General features: G+C 65.6%; 14 protein-coding genes. 11 read left to right on the top strand and 3 right to left on the bottom strand.

Annotated features, from left to right (window positions below; genetic code table 11):
* The first annotated feature begins 1 nt into the window (after position 1).
* On the top strand, positions 2–460 hold the full coding sequence (locus K359_RS0115960; protein WP_029080240.1) for a (2Fe-2S)-binding protein: 459 nt from the start codon (positions 2–4) through the stop codon (positions 458–460).
* Positions 461–474: 14 nt separating this feature from the next.
* On the top strand, positions 475–2,844 hold the full coding sequence (locus tag K359_RS0115955; RefSeq protein ID WP_029080239.1) for a xanthine dehydrogenase family protein molybdopterin-binding subunit: 2,370 nt from the start codon (positions 475–477) through the stop codon (positions 2,842–2,844).
* A 51-nt stretch (positions 2,845–2,895) separates the two neighbouring features.
* On the opposite strand, the gene K359_RS52120 is transcribed toward K359_RS0115955, so the two are convergent.
* Positions 2,896–3,630: an IclR family transcriptional regulator gene (locus K359_RS52120; protein ID WP_051346150.1), complete on the bottom strand. Its 735-nt coding sequence runs from the start codon at positions 3,628–3,630 to the stop codon at positions 2,896–2,898.
* Between the two features lie 91 nt (positions 3,631–3,721).
* Here K359_RS52120 and K359_RS0115945 point away from each other — a divergent pair, with 91 nt between their 5' ends.
* Genes K359_RS0115945 through K359_RS0115910 form a run of 8 tightly spaced genes read left to right on the top strand, consistent with a single transcriptional unit; the run spans position 3,722 to position 12,148 of the window.
* A complete protein-coding gene (locus K359_RS0115945; protein ID WP_029080238.1) occupies positions 3,722–4,402 on the top strand; it encodes an RraA family protein in 681 nt (226 codons plus the stop codon).
* Between the two features lie 2 nt (positions 4,403–4,404).
* Positions 4,405–5,667, top strand: a complete 1,263-nt coding sequence (locus tag K359_RS0115940; protein WP_029080237.1) for an aconitase/3-isopropylmalate dehydratase large subunit family protein — start codon at positions 4,405–4,407, stop codon at positions 5,665–5,667.
* Positions 5,664–6,161 carry an alpha-IPM isomerase gene (locus tag K359_RS0115935; RefSeq protein ID WP_029080236.1) on the top strand — a complete coding sequence of 166 codons (498 nt, stop codon included), beginning with the start codon at positions 5,664–5,666 and terminating at the stop codon, positions 6,159–6,161. Before K359_RS0115940 ends, K359_RS0115935 begins: the two co-directional genes overlap by 4 nt.
* Positions 6,158–7,336, top strand: coding sequence for an alanine--glyoxylate aminotransferase family protein (locus tag K359_RS0115930; RefSeq protein WP_063618932.1), 1,179 nt, complete (start codon positions 6,158–6,160; stop codon positions 7,334–7,336). The genes K359_RS0115935 and K359_RS0115930 overlap by 4 nt, the downstream gene beginning before the upstream one ends.
* Before the next feature lie 31 nt (positions 7,337–7,367).
* Complete coding sequence (locus K359_RS52115; RefSeq protein ID WP_084518405.1) at positions 7,368–8,375, top strand: extracellular solute-binding protein; 1,008 nt, start codon at positions 7,368–7,370, stop codon at positions 8,373–8,375.
* A gap of 4 nt (positions 8,376–8,379) precedes the next feature.
* Positions 8,380–9,441 (top strand): ABC transporter ATP-binding protein, encoded by a 1,062-nt coding sequence (locus K359_RS0115920; RefSeq protein ID WP_029080234.1) that lies wholly within the window; start codon positions 8,380–8,382, stop codon positions 9,439–9,441.
* Complete coding sequence (locus tag K359_RS0115915) at positions 9,438–11,075, top strand: iron ABC transporter permease (protein ID WP_029080233.1); 1,638 nt, start codon at positions 9,438–9,440, stop codon at positions 11,073–11,075. The genes K359_RS0115920 and K359_RS0115915 overlap by 4 nt, the downstream gene beginning before the upstream one ends.
* Before the next feature lie 17 nt (positions 11,076–11,092).
* The gene (locus K359_RS0115910; protein WP_029080232.1) at positions 11,093–12,148 is read left to right on the top strand and encodes a low specificity L-threonine aldolase; all 1,056 of its coding nucleotides are present in this window, start codon (positions 11,093–11,095) and stop codon (positions 12,146–12,148) included.
* 51 nt (positions 12,149–12,199) lie between these two features.
* On the opposite strand, the gene K359_RS0115905 is transcribed toward K359_RS0115910, so the two are convergent.
* Positions 12,200–12,556, bottom strand: coding sequence for a DUF6616 family protein (locus K359_RS0115905; RefSeq protein ID WP_156928514.1), 357 nt, complete (start codon positions 12,554–12,556; stop codon positions 12,200–12,202).
* A 75-nt stretch (positions 12,557–12,631) separates the two neighbouring features.
* Positions 12,632–13,321 carry a DJ-1/PfpI family protein gene (locus tag K359_RS52110; protein ID WP_035976644.1) on the bottom strand — a complete coding sequence of 230 codons (690 nt, stop codon included), beginning with the start codon at positions 13,319–13,321 and terminating at the stop codon, positions 12,632–12,634.
* Positions 13,322–13,471: 150 nt separating this feature from the next.
* Here K359_RS52110 and K359_RS52105 point away from each other — a divergent pair, with 150 nt between their 5' ends.
* The gene (locus K359_RS52105) at positions 13,472–14,500 is read left to right on the top strand and encodes a GlxA family transcriptional regulator (protein WP_051346147.1); all 1,029 of its coding nucleotides are present in this window, start codon (positions 13,472–13,474) and stop codon (positions 14,498–14,500) included.
* Positions 14,501–14,502: the final 2 nt, after the last annotated feature.

Genomic DNA, 14,502 nt, shown 5'->3' with positions numbered 1-14,502 from the left:
CATGGTCTTCACCCTGAGCGTCAACGGCGATCGCCTCGCCTCGACCGCCGATCCCGTCACGCCTCTCGTCGACGTCCTGCGCGAGGAGTTTCACCTGACCGGCGCCAAGCCGGTCTGCCGCGAAGGTTTCTGCGGCGCCTGCATGGTGTTGGTCGACGGCAAGCCCGCGCCCTCATGCCTGATGCCGGTGGCGCTCGCAGCGGATCGCGAGATCCGCACGGTCGAAGGCCTCGCCGGCGGTGGTGCGCTCAACCCGATCCAGCAGGCGCTCGAGACCTGCGATGCAGTTCAATGCGGCATGTGCTTTCCCGGCATGGTGGTGACCCTGACGCATCTTCTGACGACCACATCAGGCGCAACGCGCGACGACATCCGCGCGGCGCTGACCGGCAACATCTGCCGTTGTACCGGATATGAGCGGATTATCGACGCCGCCGTGCTGGCGCTCGCGGCGACTTGATGGGAGGCGCAGCGATGGCCGATGTTTCAGCGACCATGGATCTCCGGCGCCGCGATGCAAGCGACAAGCTGCGCGGCCGCACGCGCTATACCATCGATCGTTACTTGCCCGGCATGCTGCACGCGGCGGTGCTGCGCGCCAGCGTTCCGGCAGGAAGGATCGTTCGCCTCGACACCGCTAAAGCAGCGCGCATGCCCGGCGTGCGCGCCGTCGTGACGGCTGCCGACGCGCCCGGCAAGATCGGCATCGGCATCGCCGACCACCCATTATTCGCGCGCGAGGTGATCCGCTACGACGGCGAGCCGCTGGCCGCGGTTGCCGCCGGCACGCTTGCCCAGGCGCAGGCCGCGCTGGCTGCGATCGAGGTCGAGATCGCGCCGCTGCCGGCCGTGCTCAGCATGGCCGAGGCGCTCGCACCCGAAGCGGCGCTCGTTCACCCCGATTGGCACGAGCATGAGATCCTGCTCGAAGGCGGCGCACGCGCGGGCAACGTCGCCTGGGAGGCGACCGTGGTCCGCGGCGATGTCGATGGCGCCTTCGCTCGGCCGGACGTCGAGATCGTCGAAAGCACGTTCCGCGTCGGACGCCAGAACCACGTCGCCTTCGAGCCGCGCGCAGTCGTCGCCGACTATGAGGACGGCCGTTTCCACATCGAGACGTCGACCCAGGTCCCATGGACCGTCCGCAATGCAACCGCGCGATTGTTGGGTGTTGCTCCATCGCAGGTGCGGGTCACGGTGCCGCCGGTCGGTGGCGGCTTCGGCCTCAAATTCGACCTCGCGATCGAACCATTCGCCGCCCTGCTCGCCCGCGCCAGCGGACGGCCGGTACGTCTGGTCAATTCGCGCGAGGAGGAAATGCTGACCTGCTTGTTCCGCGAGAATGCCGAGATCCGCATCCGGTCGGCCGTGACGCGCGACGGCGAGATCGTCGGGCGCGAAGCCGTCGTGCTGATGGACTGCGGAGCATATGGCGGCGAACAAATCTTCCTCACCACCATGACCGCGCACACACTCGGCGGCAACTACCGGCTCGGTTCGGTGCGGCTGGTGTCGCGTGCGGTCTACACCAACACCGCGCCGAACGGCGCGTTCCGCTGCTGCAACGGTGTCTACAACACCTTCGCGCTGGAGCGGCACACCGACGAGATCGCGGCGCGGATCGGCATGGATCCCCTTGCTTTCCGCCGCCGCAACGTGCTCGGCGACGGCGATCTCGGCGCCACCGGTCAGGTGTTCGAGGGCAGCGTGCTCGGGCCGATGCTGCAGCGGATGGACACGCTGCGGGATGCGGCCGCAGCGCCGCGCACGCTTGCGGATGGCCGGCTGTTCGGCCGCGCCACCACGGTCGGCACCTGGTTCGTCTTTGTCGGCCCGTCGGCGGCGACCGTGAACATGAATGCCGATGGCACGGCGACGCTGGTGACGTCGGGCGTCGAGATCGGTTCGGGCTCGATGATGCAGAGCCTGCCCCAGATCGTTGCCAGCACCCTCGGCATTGCCCCCGAAACCGTGATCGTGCGCGCCGCCGACACCGACGCCGCCGGCTATGATGTCGGCGTGGGCGGCGGCCGCACCACGGTCTCGCTCGGCGCCGCGAGCCTGTCGGCCGCGCAGGAGGTTCGCACCAAGCTGCTCAAGGTCGCCTCCGACTTGATCGAGGCGGCGCCTGAAGACCTCGTGATACGCCAGGGACGGATCGAGATCGCCGGCGCGCCGGGGTCCGGCCGCACCATCGCCGAGGTCGCGGCGCGCGCCCAGGCGCAGATCGGTCCGATCTCCGGCACCGGCGCCTTCACCGGAGCCGGCGTGCAGGCGATGCCGGGATGCGTTGCCGGTCACTTCATCGGCGCGATCGATATCCCGATCTTCGCCGTCCATGACTGCGAGGTCGCGGTCGACCCGGAGACCGGCCATGTCGAGGTGCTCGCCTATCGCGTCGTCCAGGATGTCGGCCGCGCACTGAACCCGCGCGCGATCCACGGCCAGATCCAGGGCGGCGTCGTGCAGGGACTTGGCTACGCCCTGCACGAGGAGGTGACGATCGGCGCCAACGGCCGGGTCTGCCAGAACGGCTTCGAGACCTACCGCGTGCCGCTGGCGCAGGACGTCGTCCCGGTCGAGATCAGCCTCTACGAGGGCGCGCCGTCGATCGGGCCTCTCGGCACCAAGGGCGCGGGCGAGGTCCCGATCCTGAATGTCGGCGCGGCCGTGGCATGTGCGGTGGCAAACGCGACGGGAAAGCGCGTCCAGGAATTGCCGCTGACGCCGCCGCGCGTGCTCGAGCTGCTGCTCGACAGCAAACAGGACCTCGCATTGACGCACATCGCAGCGGCCTGGGCGGACAATCTCGTCCGCCCTCACAACCAATCGGATCGCTCGTGAAAACTGAGTGAGCTCCAACCCGCGCCGTCAGGTTCGACCCGACCAGCGGCATTACGGAGAGACTGTTTCGGCCGATGGCAGGCTGATGATCCGCAGCGCGCCCACCTCCCGGGGCAATGGCGCCCCGAGCACAAGCGAGAGCTGATGCGATGCGTCGGTGAGGCGGGACGCCAGCGCCTGCAGGTCGGTCCGGCGGATACGTTCGATGGGGCCGCTCACCGTCATCGCCCCCATCAGCGCGCCGTCGTGTCCGAAGACGGCGGTGGAGAGCGAGGCCGTCACGGCGTCGTAGACTCCCGAACTGACGAACACATGCACACCGCTATTCGTGCGATCCGCAAAACGGGCGGTCCGCAGCACCTGTCCCGTCGAGGTCAAATCGAGCGGCGCAAGATTTGTCGGCCGCGCGACGTCGCGCACGAGCTGGGGCGAATCCACCCGAAACAGGCAGAGCCGGCTATCGCGCTCGCGCACATGGAACGCAGTGCTCTCCAACGTCTCCTGGCTTAGCCGCTGCAGCACCGGCAGCACGTGCTGTTCGAGATTGAAATTGGCCCGATAGGTGGTGCCGAGCTGGAAAGTCTTTGCACCGAGCGCGTAGCGGCCGTCGCTGAGGCGAACGACGTAGCCGGCTTCATCCAGCGACACCAGCGAGCGCATTACGGTCGGCTTCGCCAGACCCGTGATCCTGGCGATGTCGGCCAGGCTGCGCGACCCGGCTCCAGCGAAGGTATCCAGGATCGCCAGCGCGCGTTGCACGGCGGCGACCCCCTGCGTCTTGGGCATCGAAATCCCCCGTCTCGCCGATTCCGGGTTGACCTCGGCGCGTTGCCATTACACTATGCGTAACGGCGTTCCATTTTCAATGGGGTTCAGCATGGCCGTAGGGTTCAGGATCCTTTCCCGCACGCGGGTCGTCGCGGGCGAATGGGTCGAGCGGGCACGTGTCCTTCCGGTCGCCAATATCAGTGATGTGATGTCACGCATGGCCTCGGGCGGCGCCTCGCTCCGGCCGATGCATGCGGCTGGCGGCATGGCCGGTCCCGCTCTGACCGTGAAGACCCGCCCCGGCGACAATCTGATGGTCCACAAGGCGCTCGACTTGGCGGTTACCGGCGACGTCATCGTGGTCGACGCGGGTGGCGACCTCAGCAACGCAATCTTCGGCGAGATGATGCTCGCGCAGGCGGCCCGGCGCGGCGTCGCCGGTATCGTTATCCATGGCGCGATCCGCGATGCCGGCGCGATCCGGGCAAACCCGCTTCCCGTGTTCGCGGCGGGCGTCACCCATCGCGGTCCGTACAAGGACGGTCCGGGCGAGATCAACGGACCGATCGCGATCGGCGGCATCGTCATCCAGTCCGGCGATTTGATGCTGGGCGACGATGATGGCGTGCTGGCCGTCGCCGTCGACGATTGCCGAGCGGTGATCGAGGCTGCTGAAGCCAAGCAGACTGCCGAGGCCAAGCAAATGGCGGCGATCGAAGCCGGTACGCTCGATCGTAGCTGGGTCGATGCCTCGCTCCGCCGTCTCGGCTGCGAGATGCCAGAGGTCTAGCGATGGCCGGGCGCACGATCTCCGAGAAGATCCTCGCTCGAAAATCCGGGCAGGATGCCCGCGCCGGGGACCTCGTCGTCTGCGAGGTCGATTGCGCGCTCGGCACCGACGGTTCGGTTCCGATGGCGCTCGACTATTTCAAGGCGATGGGCGGGGAGAGCGTGCGCGAACCCACCCGACTGGTGTTCGCACTCGACCATTACGTGCCGCCGACGAGTCCGCAGACGATCGAACTGCATCGCGTGATGCGAGACTTCGCCAAGCGGTTCGGCGTCACATTACATGAGGCCGGCGAAGGCATCGGCCACCAGCTCATCGTCGAGACGGGCCGCGCGCTGCCGGGCGGTCTGGTCGTTGGAGCCGACAGCCATGCCGTGACATACGGGGCGCTGAATTGCTTTGCGACCGGGATCGGCTCGTCCGATCTCGCCGCCATCATGCTGTGCGGCCGGATCTGGTTGCGCGTGCCGGCTTCGATCCGCGTCGTTCTGACCGGACAACTGCCGAGCGGCGTCTATGCGAAGGATATCGCACTGGCGCTCGCGGGCATGCTCGGCGCTGACGGTGCCGCCTATCAGGCACTCGAATTCGCGGGCCCAGGTATCGCCTCGCTCACGCTGGAGGACCGCCTCGTCTTGAGCAATCTGGCGGTCGAGATGGGAGCGAAGACCGGCATCTTCCCGGCCGATGCGGAAACCGTCGCCTATCTGCAGGGCCGCACCGGCCAGGCTTTCGAGCCGGTCGCAGCGGATCCGGATGCGCGCTACAGCCGAACCGTGGAGATCGCGCTCGACGCGCTCGCGCCACAGATTGCGTTGCCGCATCTGGTGGATCAGGTGGTGGCGCTCGAGGATGCGGCCGGCACGCCGGTGCAGATGGTCTATCTCGGCACCTGCACTGGCGGCAGGTTACGCGACTTCCATCAAGCTCTCGCGGTGCTCGAGGCGGGTGGAGGCGTAGCGCCCGGCGTGCAGCTCGTGGTCACGCCGGCATCGCGCGAGGTCCACGACGCCATGGCGGCCGATGGCACACTCGAAGCCCTGGTCGGCTTCGGCGCGACGTTGGTCGAGCCGGGTTGCGGCTCCTGCTGCGGGACCTGCGGGGTGATCCCCGGAGACGGAGTTTCGGTGATCTCGACCGCCAACCGCAACTTCAAGGGCCGCATGGGCAACGCTAAGGCATCGATCTACCTCGCCTCCCCGGCTGCCTGCGCAGCCGCCGCGACACGCGGTGTCGTGACCGATCCGCGCAAGGTGTCGCGATGACTGTTTTGCGAGGACGCGCGCGACTGGTTGGCGACGACGTCAACACCGACTCCATCATCAGCTCGACCCGCAAGCGGGAGAGCCTCGACCCCGCCGTTCTCAGGCAATTCCTGTTCGAGCATGTCGACCCCGCTTTCGCGGCCTCAGTGCAGCCCGGAGACATTCTGGTCGCCGGCAAGAATTTCGGTTGCGGCTCGGCGATGGAGGTCGCGGTCACGACGGTGCTCGGAGCCGGCATTCCAGCAGTGATGGCGCGAAGCTTCTCGCGCACCTACTACCGCAACGCGATCAACAACGGCCTGCTGCCGCTGGTCTGCGATACCGGCGGGATTCGCGAGGGCGACATCCTGGTCTCCGACGGCAGCGGCGCGATCCGCAACGAACGCAGCGGCGAAACGCTCAGCCCGGAGCCGCTGCCGCCGATCATGCTGGCGATCCTGCGCGCGGGCGGCCTCGTTCCCTACATGCGTCAGAACGGTGACTTCAAACTATGACCACCACAGATACTCGTTCCGCCATCGCCTCGACGGGCTACCGTCTCAGGCTTCCCGGTCCAACCGAAGTGCCCGAGAGGGTGCGGCAGGCGATGGCTCGGGTGATGGTCAACCATCGCGGGCCGGAATGCCGGACTGCGATTGGCGAGGCGGAGGAGATGATCCGACCGATTCTTGGCACGACCAACCACGTGCTGTTCTTTGCCAGCTCCGGAACAGGCGTCATGGAGGCCGCGCTCGTCAACGTGGCCGGACCGGGCAGCCGGATCCTCGTGATCGAGCATGGTCAATTCGGTGAGCGTTTCACCACGATCGCCAAGGCCATGAACATCACCGTCGACACGGTCGCGATCGAGTGGGGCCAGCCGATCGATGTCGCCGCGGTGGAAGCTCGGTTGCGCGAGCACACCTATCGCGCCGTCGTCGTCGTGCACAATGAGAGCTCGACCGGGATCGTGGCCGATCTCGCGGCGCTCGGCGCGCTTATGCGCGACCGGCCAACGCTGCTCATCGCAGATTCCGTCAGCGGTCTCGGCGGCATCGAGATTCGGCAGGACGAATGGGGCGTCGACATCGTGGTCTCGGCCTCGCAAAAGGCCTTGATGTGCCCACCCGGCCTCGCACTTGCCAGCGTCAGCGCCAAGGCGTGGCGCGTGATCGGGCAGGACGAAGGGCGATCCGTGTTCTATTGGGATTTCCGTCGCGCGCTGAAATCCGCGGAGCAGAACGAGACCCCGTTCACGGCGCCGGTCAGCCATATCTATGGCCTGCGTGAGGCCTTGACGATGATGCATGAGGAAGGCTTCCCCAATGTACTCGCGCGCCACAAGAAGCTTTCGGGCGCGCTGCGCGCCGGCGGCGCGGCGCTCGGGCTTGCAGATTTTTGCCGCGAAGAGCCGCGCTCGAGCACGGTCGTGGTCTTCAAGGTCCCCGACGGGCACGAAGGCGGAGCCATCGTGCGACAGCTCTACCAGGATCACCGCACGGTGATCGCAGGCGCCCGAAACCGTCTCTCCGGCCGCGTCATCCGGTTTGGCACGATGGGTGCTTTGAGCGCGGGGACCATCCTGACCGACCTTCTGCATCTCGAGGACGCGCTCACGAAGCTCGGCCTGCCGATCGAACACGGCGCCGGGCTCAAGGCGGCCACCGAGTACCTCGCCGCAACCACATGAGCAACCGCTGAACCTGCAAGGGCGAACCACGATGAGATCTCCTGCCTCCATCCTCGCCCGAGTCGTGACGCTCGCGGCATCGCTGTTCGCGGCCGGGCTGGCCTCGGCCCAGCAGAGCGTCGTGCTCTATTCGGCTAACGACGACACCGTGAACAAGCTTGTCGCCGAAGGCTTCGCCAAGGCGACAGGAATTAAAGTCGACGTGGTCTCGACCGGATCAGGTGTGCTGGTGCGCCGCGTCGCCTCCGAGGCCGCCAATCCGCAGGGCGACGTGATCTGGGGTGTCAGTGCGACGCTGCTGCGGCTGGCGAGCCCGCACCTTCAGGCTTACCCAGCCAAGGACCGCGACGCCGTTCCGGCCCAATTCCGTGACCCAAACGACCTTTGGCTCGGCACCAACATCCAGGTGGTTGTGATCGGCCAGAACACCAAGGCGATCGACAAGGCCAGCGGGCCCAAATCCTGGGCCGACCTCCTCGATCCGAAATGGAAGGGCAAGCTCGCCTTTACCGACCCGGCCAATTCCGGATTCTCATATGCGGCCGCGACCACGCTGCTCTCGCTGTGGGGCGATGATGACGCAGCCTGGACCAAGATGGACGGGCTGCTTGCCAATGCGAAGGTGCTCAACCGCTCGACCCAGCTGTTCGACGGGATTGGCAGCGGCGAATATCCGCTTGGCATCACCCTCGAATATGCCGGCTTCCTGTGGGCCCATAATGGTGCGCCAGTGAGCGTCGCCTATCCGGCCGAGGGCACATATGCGGGCGTCGAGGGCGCGGCCGTCCTGAAAGGCGGACCGAACCCCGAGCCTGCCAAACGGCTGGTCGACTATCTGGCCAGCAAGGACGTCCAGGAGATGTTGCTGAAGGCGACGTTCCGGCGCCCTGCCCGTCAGGATATCGAACTCGAGGCAGTCGCACCCGGGATGCTGCCCTTCTCGGCGATCAAGGTGCTGCCCTATGACGACGTCAAATGGGAAGCAGCCCGGCGCGATACGCTCGCGCGGCTGAAGACCACGATCCAGAACACGCGCTGATCCGATGACCAGGATCCGGATTGAAAACCTGACCCGCACCTTCGGCGCGGTGCGGGCCGTGGACGACATCTCGCTCGACATCAGGCATGGCGAGCTGTTCACGCTGCTTGGGCCTTCGGGCTGCGGGAAGACGACGCTGCTGCGCATGATCGCCGGCTTCATCGATGTCGAATCCGGCTCTATTTCGTTCGACGACCGGCGCATCGATGCCCTGCCCGCGCATCGCCGCGACACCGGCATGGTGTTTCAGAACTACGCGATCTTCCCGAACCACACTGTCGCCGAAAACGTGGCCTATGGGCTGAAGGCCAGGAAGGTCCCACCTGCCGAGATCGCATCGCGCGTCGACAAGGCGCTCGAGCGGGTGCGCCTTGCAGGTTACGGTCCCCGCTCGCCACACCAGCTCTCCGGTGGTCAGCTGCAACGCGTGGCAATCGCCCGCGCGCTCGTGATCGAACCCGCCGTGCTGCTGTTCGACGAGCCCCTGTCCAATCTCGACGCGCAGCTGCGCACCGAAATGCGGATCGAGGTCCGACAGCTGCAGCAGGCGCTCGGTCTGACTGCGATCTACGTGACGCATGATCAGGAGGAGGCACTCGCCATCTCCGACCGCATCGCCGTCTTGCGTCACGGCAAGATCGAGCAAGTGGACACGCCGGAGCGCATCTATCGGATGCCGCAGACCGCCTTCGTCGCCGAGTTCCTCGGCTCGACCAATATGGTGCCGGGCATCGCGGGAGCCTTCGACGGCCGCAACACCAATGTCGCGGCAGCCGGAACGGAGTTCTCAGTCAGAGGCGAAGTTGCAACGCCGGGTGTACCGGTGTTGCTGTCGGTCAGGCCGGAGGCCTTGCGGCTGGGCGACGGCTCCGATGGCCCGCGTGTGCAAGCGCGTCTGGCGCTGCGCGAATTTCTCGGTCCAATGCAGCGTCTCCACGCAACCCTGCCGGACGGCACCCAGATTCGGATCGCGGCGCTCGGCGGCCAGGCGCTCGATGTTGCGCCCGGTGCGCCGCTCACCCTTGCCTACGACCCCGCCCAGATCACGGCGTATCCGGCGCCATGAAACGCTTTGCCACCATCGTGACGCTGGCGGCCCTGGTGCTGCTCGCGGTTTTCCTGCTCTACCCGCTGGCGCTCGTTCTGGATGCCAGCATACGGGTCGACGGCACGGGTGGCCTGACACTTGGGAACTACGCGGCGATTGTGAAGAGCCGCTACTATCTCGGCAGCATCGGCAACAGTCTGTTCTGCGCCGCGCTCGCGACGGCTTTCGCATGCGCGATCGGCATCCCGCTCGCCTTCTGTCTTGCCCGGATCGACATTCCGGGCCGCGCGCTGTTGCTTACGCTTGCGTCCCTGCCGCTGGTCCTGCCCTCGTTCGTCAGCGCCTATGCTCTGGTGCTGCTGTTCGGCCATGCCGGCGTCGTCACCACCGCATTGCGCGGCATCGGCATCCCGATCGGCTCGATCTATGGTGTGCCCGGCATCGTCATCGTGTTCACGTTGACGCTCTATCCCTACGTCGTCATGCCCGTGCTGGCCGGTTTCCAGGCCGTCGACGCCTCGATGGAGGAGGCAGCGCGCAATCTCGGCGGTTCACGGCCCTATGTGATCCGCACCGTGCTGCTGCCGATCGTGATGCCGGCGATCCTTGCCGGCGGACTGTTGGTGTTCATTGAGGCGCTGGAGAATTTCGGCGTGCCGGCCGTGCTGGCGGAGGACCGGCCGTTCCTGGCCGTCAACATCTTCAAGCTCTTCGCCGGCGAATCCGACGCCAACCCGGCCGCGGCGGGCGCGCTCAGCGTGCTCCTGATCGCCTGCACGGCGCTCGCGCTTCTCGTGCAACGGCACTATCTCGGCAAGCGCCGTTTCTCGACCAATGCGCGCAGCGCGCCCGCGAAATTGCCGCTGACGCCGGGACTGCGGCTCGTGGCCACGGTCGTGAGTTGGGGCATCGTGATCGTCTCGCTGCTGCCTTTCGCGGCGGTACTGATGATCTCCCTCCTCCGCTTCCGCGGCCCCGTCCTGACCTGGGAGTTCGGATTGGGCAATTACGCGACCCTGCTGTCGGGCTCCTATCGGCCGCTGCTCAACACGCTGACGCTCGCCAGCATCGCGGCCGTCGCCACCATGCTGATCGGTGCTCCGATCGGCTATGTCGTGGCCCGGCACCGCTCCCGCCTGTCGGGGTTGCTCGACTTCGTCGGCATGGTGCCGTTCGCGGTCTCGGGCACGATCCTGGCGATCGGGCTCATCATCGCGTTCAACAGCGGTCCTTTGGTTCTGACGGGCGGCTGGCTGATCCTGGTCATCGCCTATGTCGTCCGCAAGCTGCCGTTCGCGATCCGCTCCTCCTCGGCAATCGTGCATCAGCTCGATCCCTCGCTCGAGGAAGCCTCGATCAATCTCGGGGTCTCGCCGGCCAAAACCTTCGCGACCCTGACAGTGCCGTTGATGGCGAGCGGCCTTGTCGGCGGGCTGGTACTGGTCTGGATCACCGCCGCATCCGAGTTGAGCGCGACCATTGTGCTCTATGCGAGCGGCTGGGTCACCACGACCGTCGTGATGTACCATGCGATCGAGGGCACCGGCGCGGGTCTGGCGGCCGCCGCGGCGGCGGTGCTCATCCTGGTCACCGCAATCCCGCTGCTTCTGATCAACCGGCGCATCAACAAGCAGGAAACGACGGTGATATGACGGCAGGACAGGACAGTATGAACGAAGCAGCCCCGACGCTCCCGAATTTCCGCAGCGACAATGTCGCGCCGGTCAGCCCCGAGATCCTGCGGGCGATCGCCGAGGCCAATCGCGGCCCGGCCGCCGCTTACGGCGATGACGATTATTCGAAGTTGTTGAATGCGCGTTTCTCGGAGCTGTTCGAGACCGAGGTCACCGTATTCCCGGTCTCGACCGGTACGGCGGCCAATGCGTTGTCGCTCGCGAGCTGCGTGCGCCCCTATGGCGCCATCTATTGTCACGAAGAAGCGCATATCCACACCGCGGAAGGCGGCGCGGCCGAAGCCTTCACCGGCGGCGCGAAGCTCGTCGCCATGTCCGGCCGGAACTTTCGGATCGAGCCGTCGAGCCTGCGCGAGGCGCTGGGCCGGGCGGCCTGGGGAGTCCGCAACCGCTCCCAGCCCGATGCGGTGTCGATCACCCAGGCCAGCGAGTATGGAACGATCTATCCCCTCGCCGAGATCGCCGAGATTGGAGCAATCGCCCACGACAGGAATCTGTCGCTGCACATGGATGGCGCCCGGTTCGCCAATGCGCTGGCGCGGCTCGGCTGCAGCCCGGCCGACATGACCTGGCGCGCCGGCGTCGACATTCTGTCGTTCGGGGCGACCAAGAACGGGGCGATGTCGGCGGATGCGATCGTGGTGTTCGACCAGGATCTCATCGAACCCCTGTCCTATCGGCTTCGCCGTGCCGGCCAGACCTTCTCAAAGATGCGCTTTGCGGCTGCGCAGCTGCTCGCTTACATCGAGGATCGCCTTTATCTGCGGCTCGCGGCCAAGGCCAATGCCGTAGCCACCCGCCTCGGAGCGGGTCTCGCCGCTCTGCCCGACGTGCGGCTGGTTGCCCCGGTGGAAGCCAATCTGGTTTTCGTCAACCTGCCCGCTTTGGCCATCGACCGGCTCGCGGCGAACGGGTTGCAATTCGCGCGACGCGGCCAGGACGTGATCCGGTTCGTCGCCCGCTTCGACAGCACCGAACAGGAGGCGGACGAGGTCATCGCACTCGTCCATCGCGCGATCTCGGAAAGCTGAGAGCGATTATTCCGTAATCGCTTATTCTGGAGACCGATGCGCAGCCCTAAGTCAGGACGAAGCTGGTCGAACCATCCTGGCATTTCCGAGCAGCACGGCTTCAAAGTCGTCGGCGTCGCCGCTGACATTCACCTGCTCGAAGTATTCGTACCAACCCGACGCGGCGACCTGCCGCTCAAACTCGCGCTGAAACTCGACGTTCGGTACACGATAGACGCAAAAGAAATCGTACGGAGCACGACGATCGGTCGCAGGAGAGTTCAAACCATAGGCGACGACGTCGACACCGGCGGACTTCAGACCTTTGACCGCCTCGGCCACTTTCGTCACGAAGTCGGTTCTCTCGCTTTCCGGGCATTTGGCCCAGGCGGGACGGTAGTTATAGAGCTCGATGAAGATTTGCTGCATGACGCGCATCCTTCTGAAGAACGACGGTTTACACCACAGAATATCCGCAAACTACGGCACCGGACGAGACGGCCCCTAGAGCCGTCCCATCGTCGAACAGCGGGCTCTCACACCCTCCAACTCTTGAACCGGCATCAGCTGCTTCACGATTTCCGTCGTGTGAGCCAATGTTGCAGGATCGGCCAGTTCGGGGCGCCCGGTTCCGAAAGGAGGTCGCGGCGCGTACTCAAATGACAACTCGGCGACGCGGCCGACGGCCTCTCCGGCGATTTGGCCGATCATCGCAAGGCCGAAATCGATCCCCGCGGTCATGCCGCCGCCCGTCGCGCGGTTGCGGTCGATGACGTATCTGGCGTCGGTCGGAATTGCCCCGAACAGAGCGAGATGCTCCCGCGTGTACCAGTAGGAGGCCGCCTTGTATCCCTTCAGGAGTCCGGCCGCGCCGAGCAACAGCGAGCCGTTGCACACGCTTGTGATCCACGTGGCGCGACTACCGACACCGGCGATGAAGTCGAGGGTCCGGTCGTCCTGCAGCTGCTTGAAAAGAGAGCGTGTGTTGCCAGGGACGAACAGGATGTCCGGATCCTTCCAGCAACTTCCAAAATCCTCCGTCGCCTGCACGCTGACACCGGCGTCGGAATCGACGATGCCCTTGTCCTGCCACACGATCTGCGAGGAGAATCCCGGAAGCATCATGAAGGCCTGCATCGGACCGGCCAGGTCGATGAATGTGAAGCCAGGAAAAGCAAGCGCCAGTACCTTCATCGCTACCTCGTTCGCCTGAATTTGTGAATTCGCGTTGAAATCCGGCGCAAGCTAGCCGAGAATGCTCATGTCAGAAATGACATATAAACGGCAAATCCTGCCATCCTGACCAGGTGCCGGTTGTGAGCATGGTCCGCTACAAGGAATCTCATGTCCGCGGAGATCAACCGACGTGTTTCGGTCCTGGTGTTCCCGGGCTTCGAGTTGCTCGACCTCAGCGGTCCCCTATGCGCCTTCAATCTGGCGTCGGAGATTCATCGTGCTCCCTATCGGCTCGAGGTGATTTCCGTCCATGGCGGCACAATCGCGAGCGCTTCCGGCGTGCCGATCCATACCTTGAAGGCTTCGCGAGGCAGATCCGTTGACACACTCTTGATCGTGGGAGGCGCCCCCGACAGCGCCGTCGACGGTGATGCCGACACCGTCGCGCTGATCAGGAAGTTGGCGCCGCGGGCGAGGCGCGTGGCGAGCGTGTGCACGGGAGCCTTCCTGCTGGCCGCCGCCGGCCTGCTCGATGGGCGATCGGTTACGACGCATTGGAGATATGCCGCCGGGTTGCAAAGGCGGTTTCCGCGCGTGCGCGTCGATGCGGACAAGATATTCGTGAGGGATGGCAACGTCTGGACATCGGCGGGGATCACGTCAGGCATCGATTTGACGCTCGCGTTGATCGAGGACGATTTCGGGATCGAGGTATCGAAGGCCGTTGCAAGGGACATGGTGGTCTATCATCGCAGATCGGGTGGGCAATCGCAGTTCTCGACGTTGCTTGAACTGGAGCCCTCATCCGATCGCGTCAGGGATGCATTGAATTTTGCGCGCGAGCACCTGCACGAACCGCTTCCCGTCGACCGCATGGCCGCGGCGGCCCGGATCAGCGCACGGCAGTTTGCCCGCCTTTTTCTGAAGGAGACCGGAGATACGCCCGCCCGGGTCGTGGAGCGGCTGCGTGCCGAAGCGGCGCTTCCGCGCATTCAGGAGGGAACGGAGCCGATCGACATCGTTGCCCGCAAAGTCGGCTTTGGAGACAAGGACCGCATGCGGCGCGCCTTCCTGCGGATCTACGGCCAACCGCCTCGCGCGCTCAGGCGTGCGACGACCGTTTCGAAAGCCGCGTCCCTCCCCGACTCCCGTGATCCCTTTGGTTCTCAAGCACCAAGGCGAAGCCGCACCAAATAGGA

This window comes from Bradyrhizobium sp. th-b2, from assembly GCF_000426785.1.
GTDB lineage: Bacteria > Pseudomonadota > Alphaproteobacteria > Rhizobiales > Xanthobacteraceae > Bradyrhizobium > Bradyrhizobium septentrionale.
Note: the sequence above shows the minus strand (reverse complement) of the source record. Positions and strands in the feature narration are given on the sequence as shown.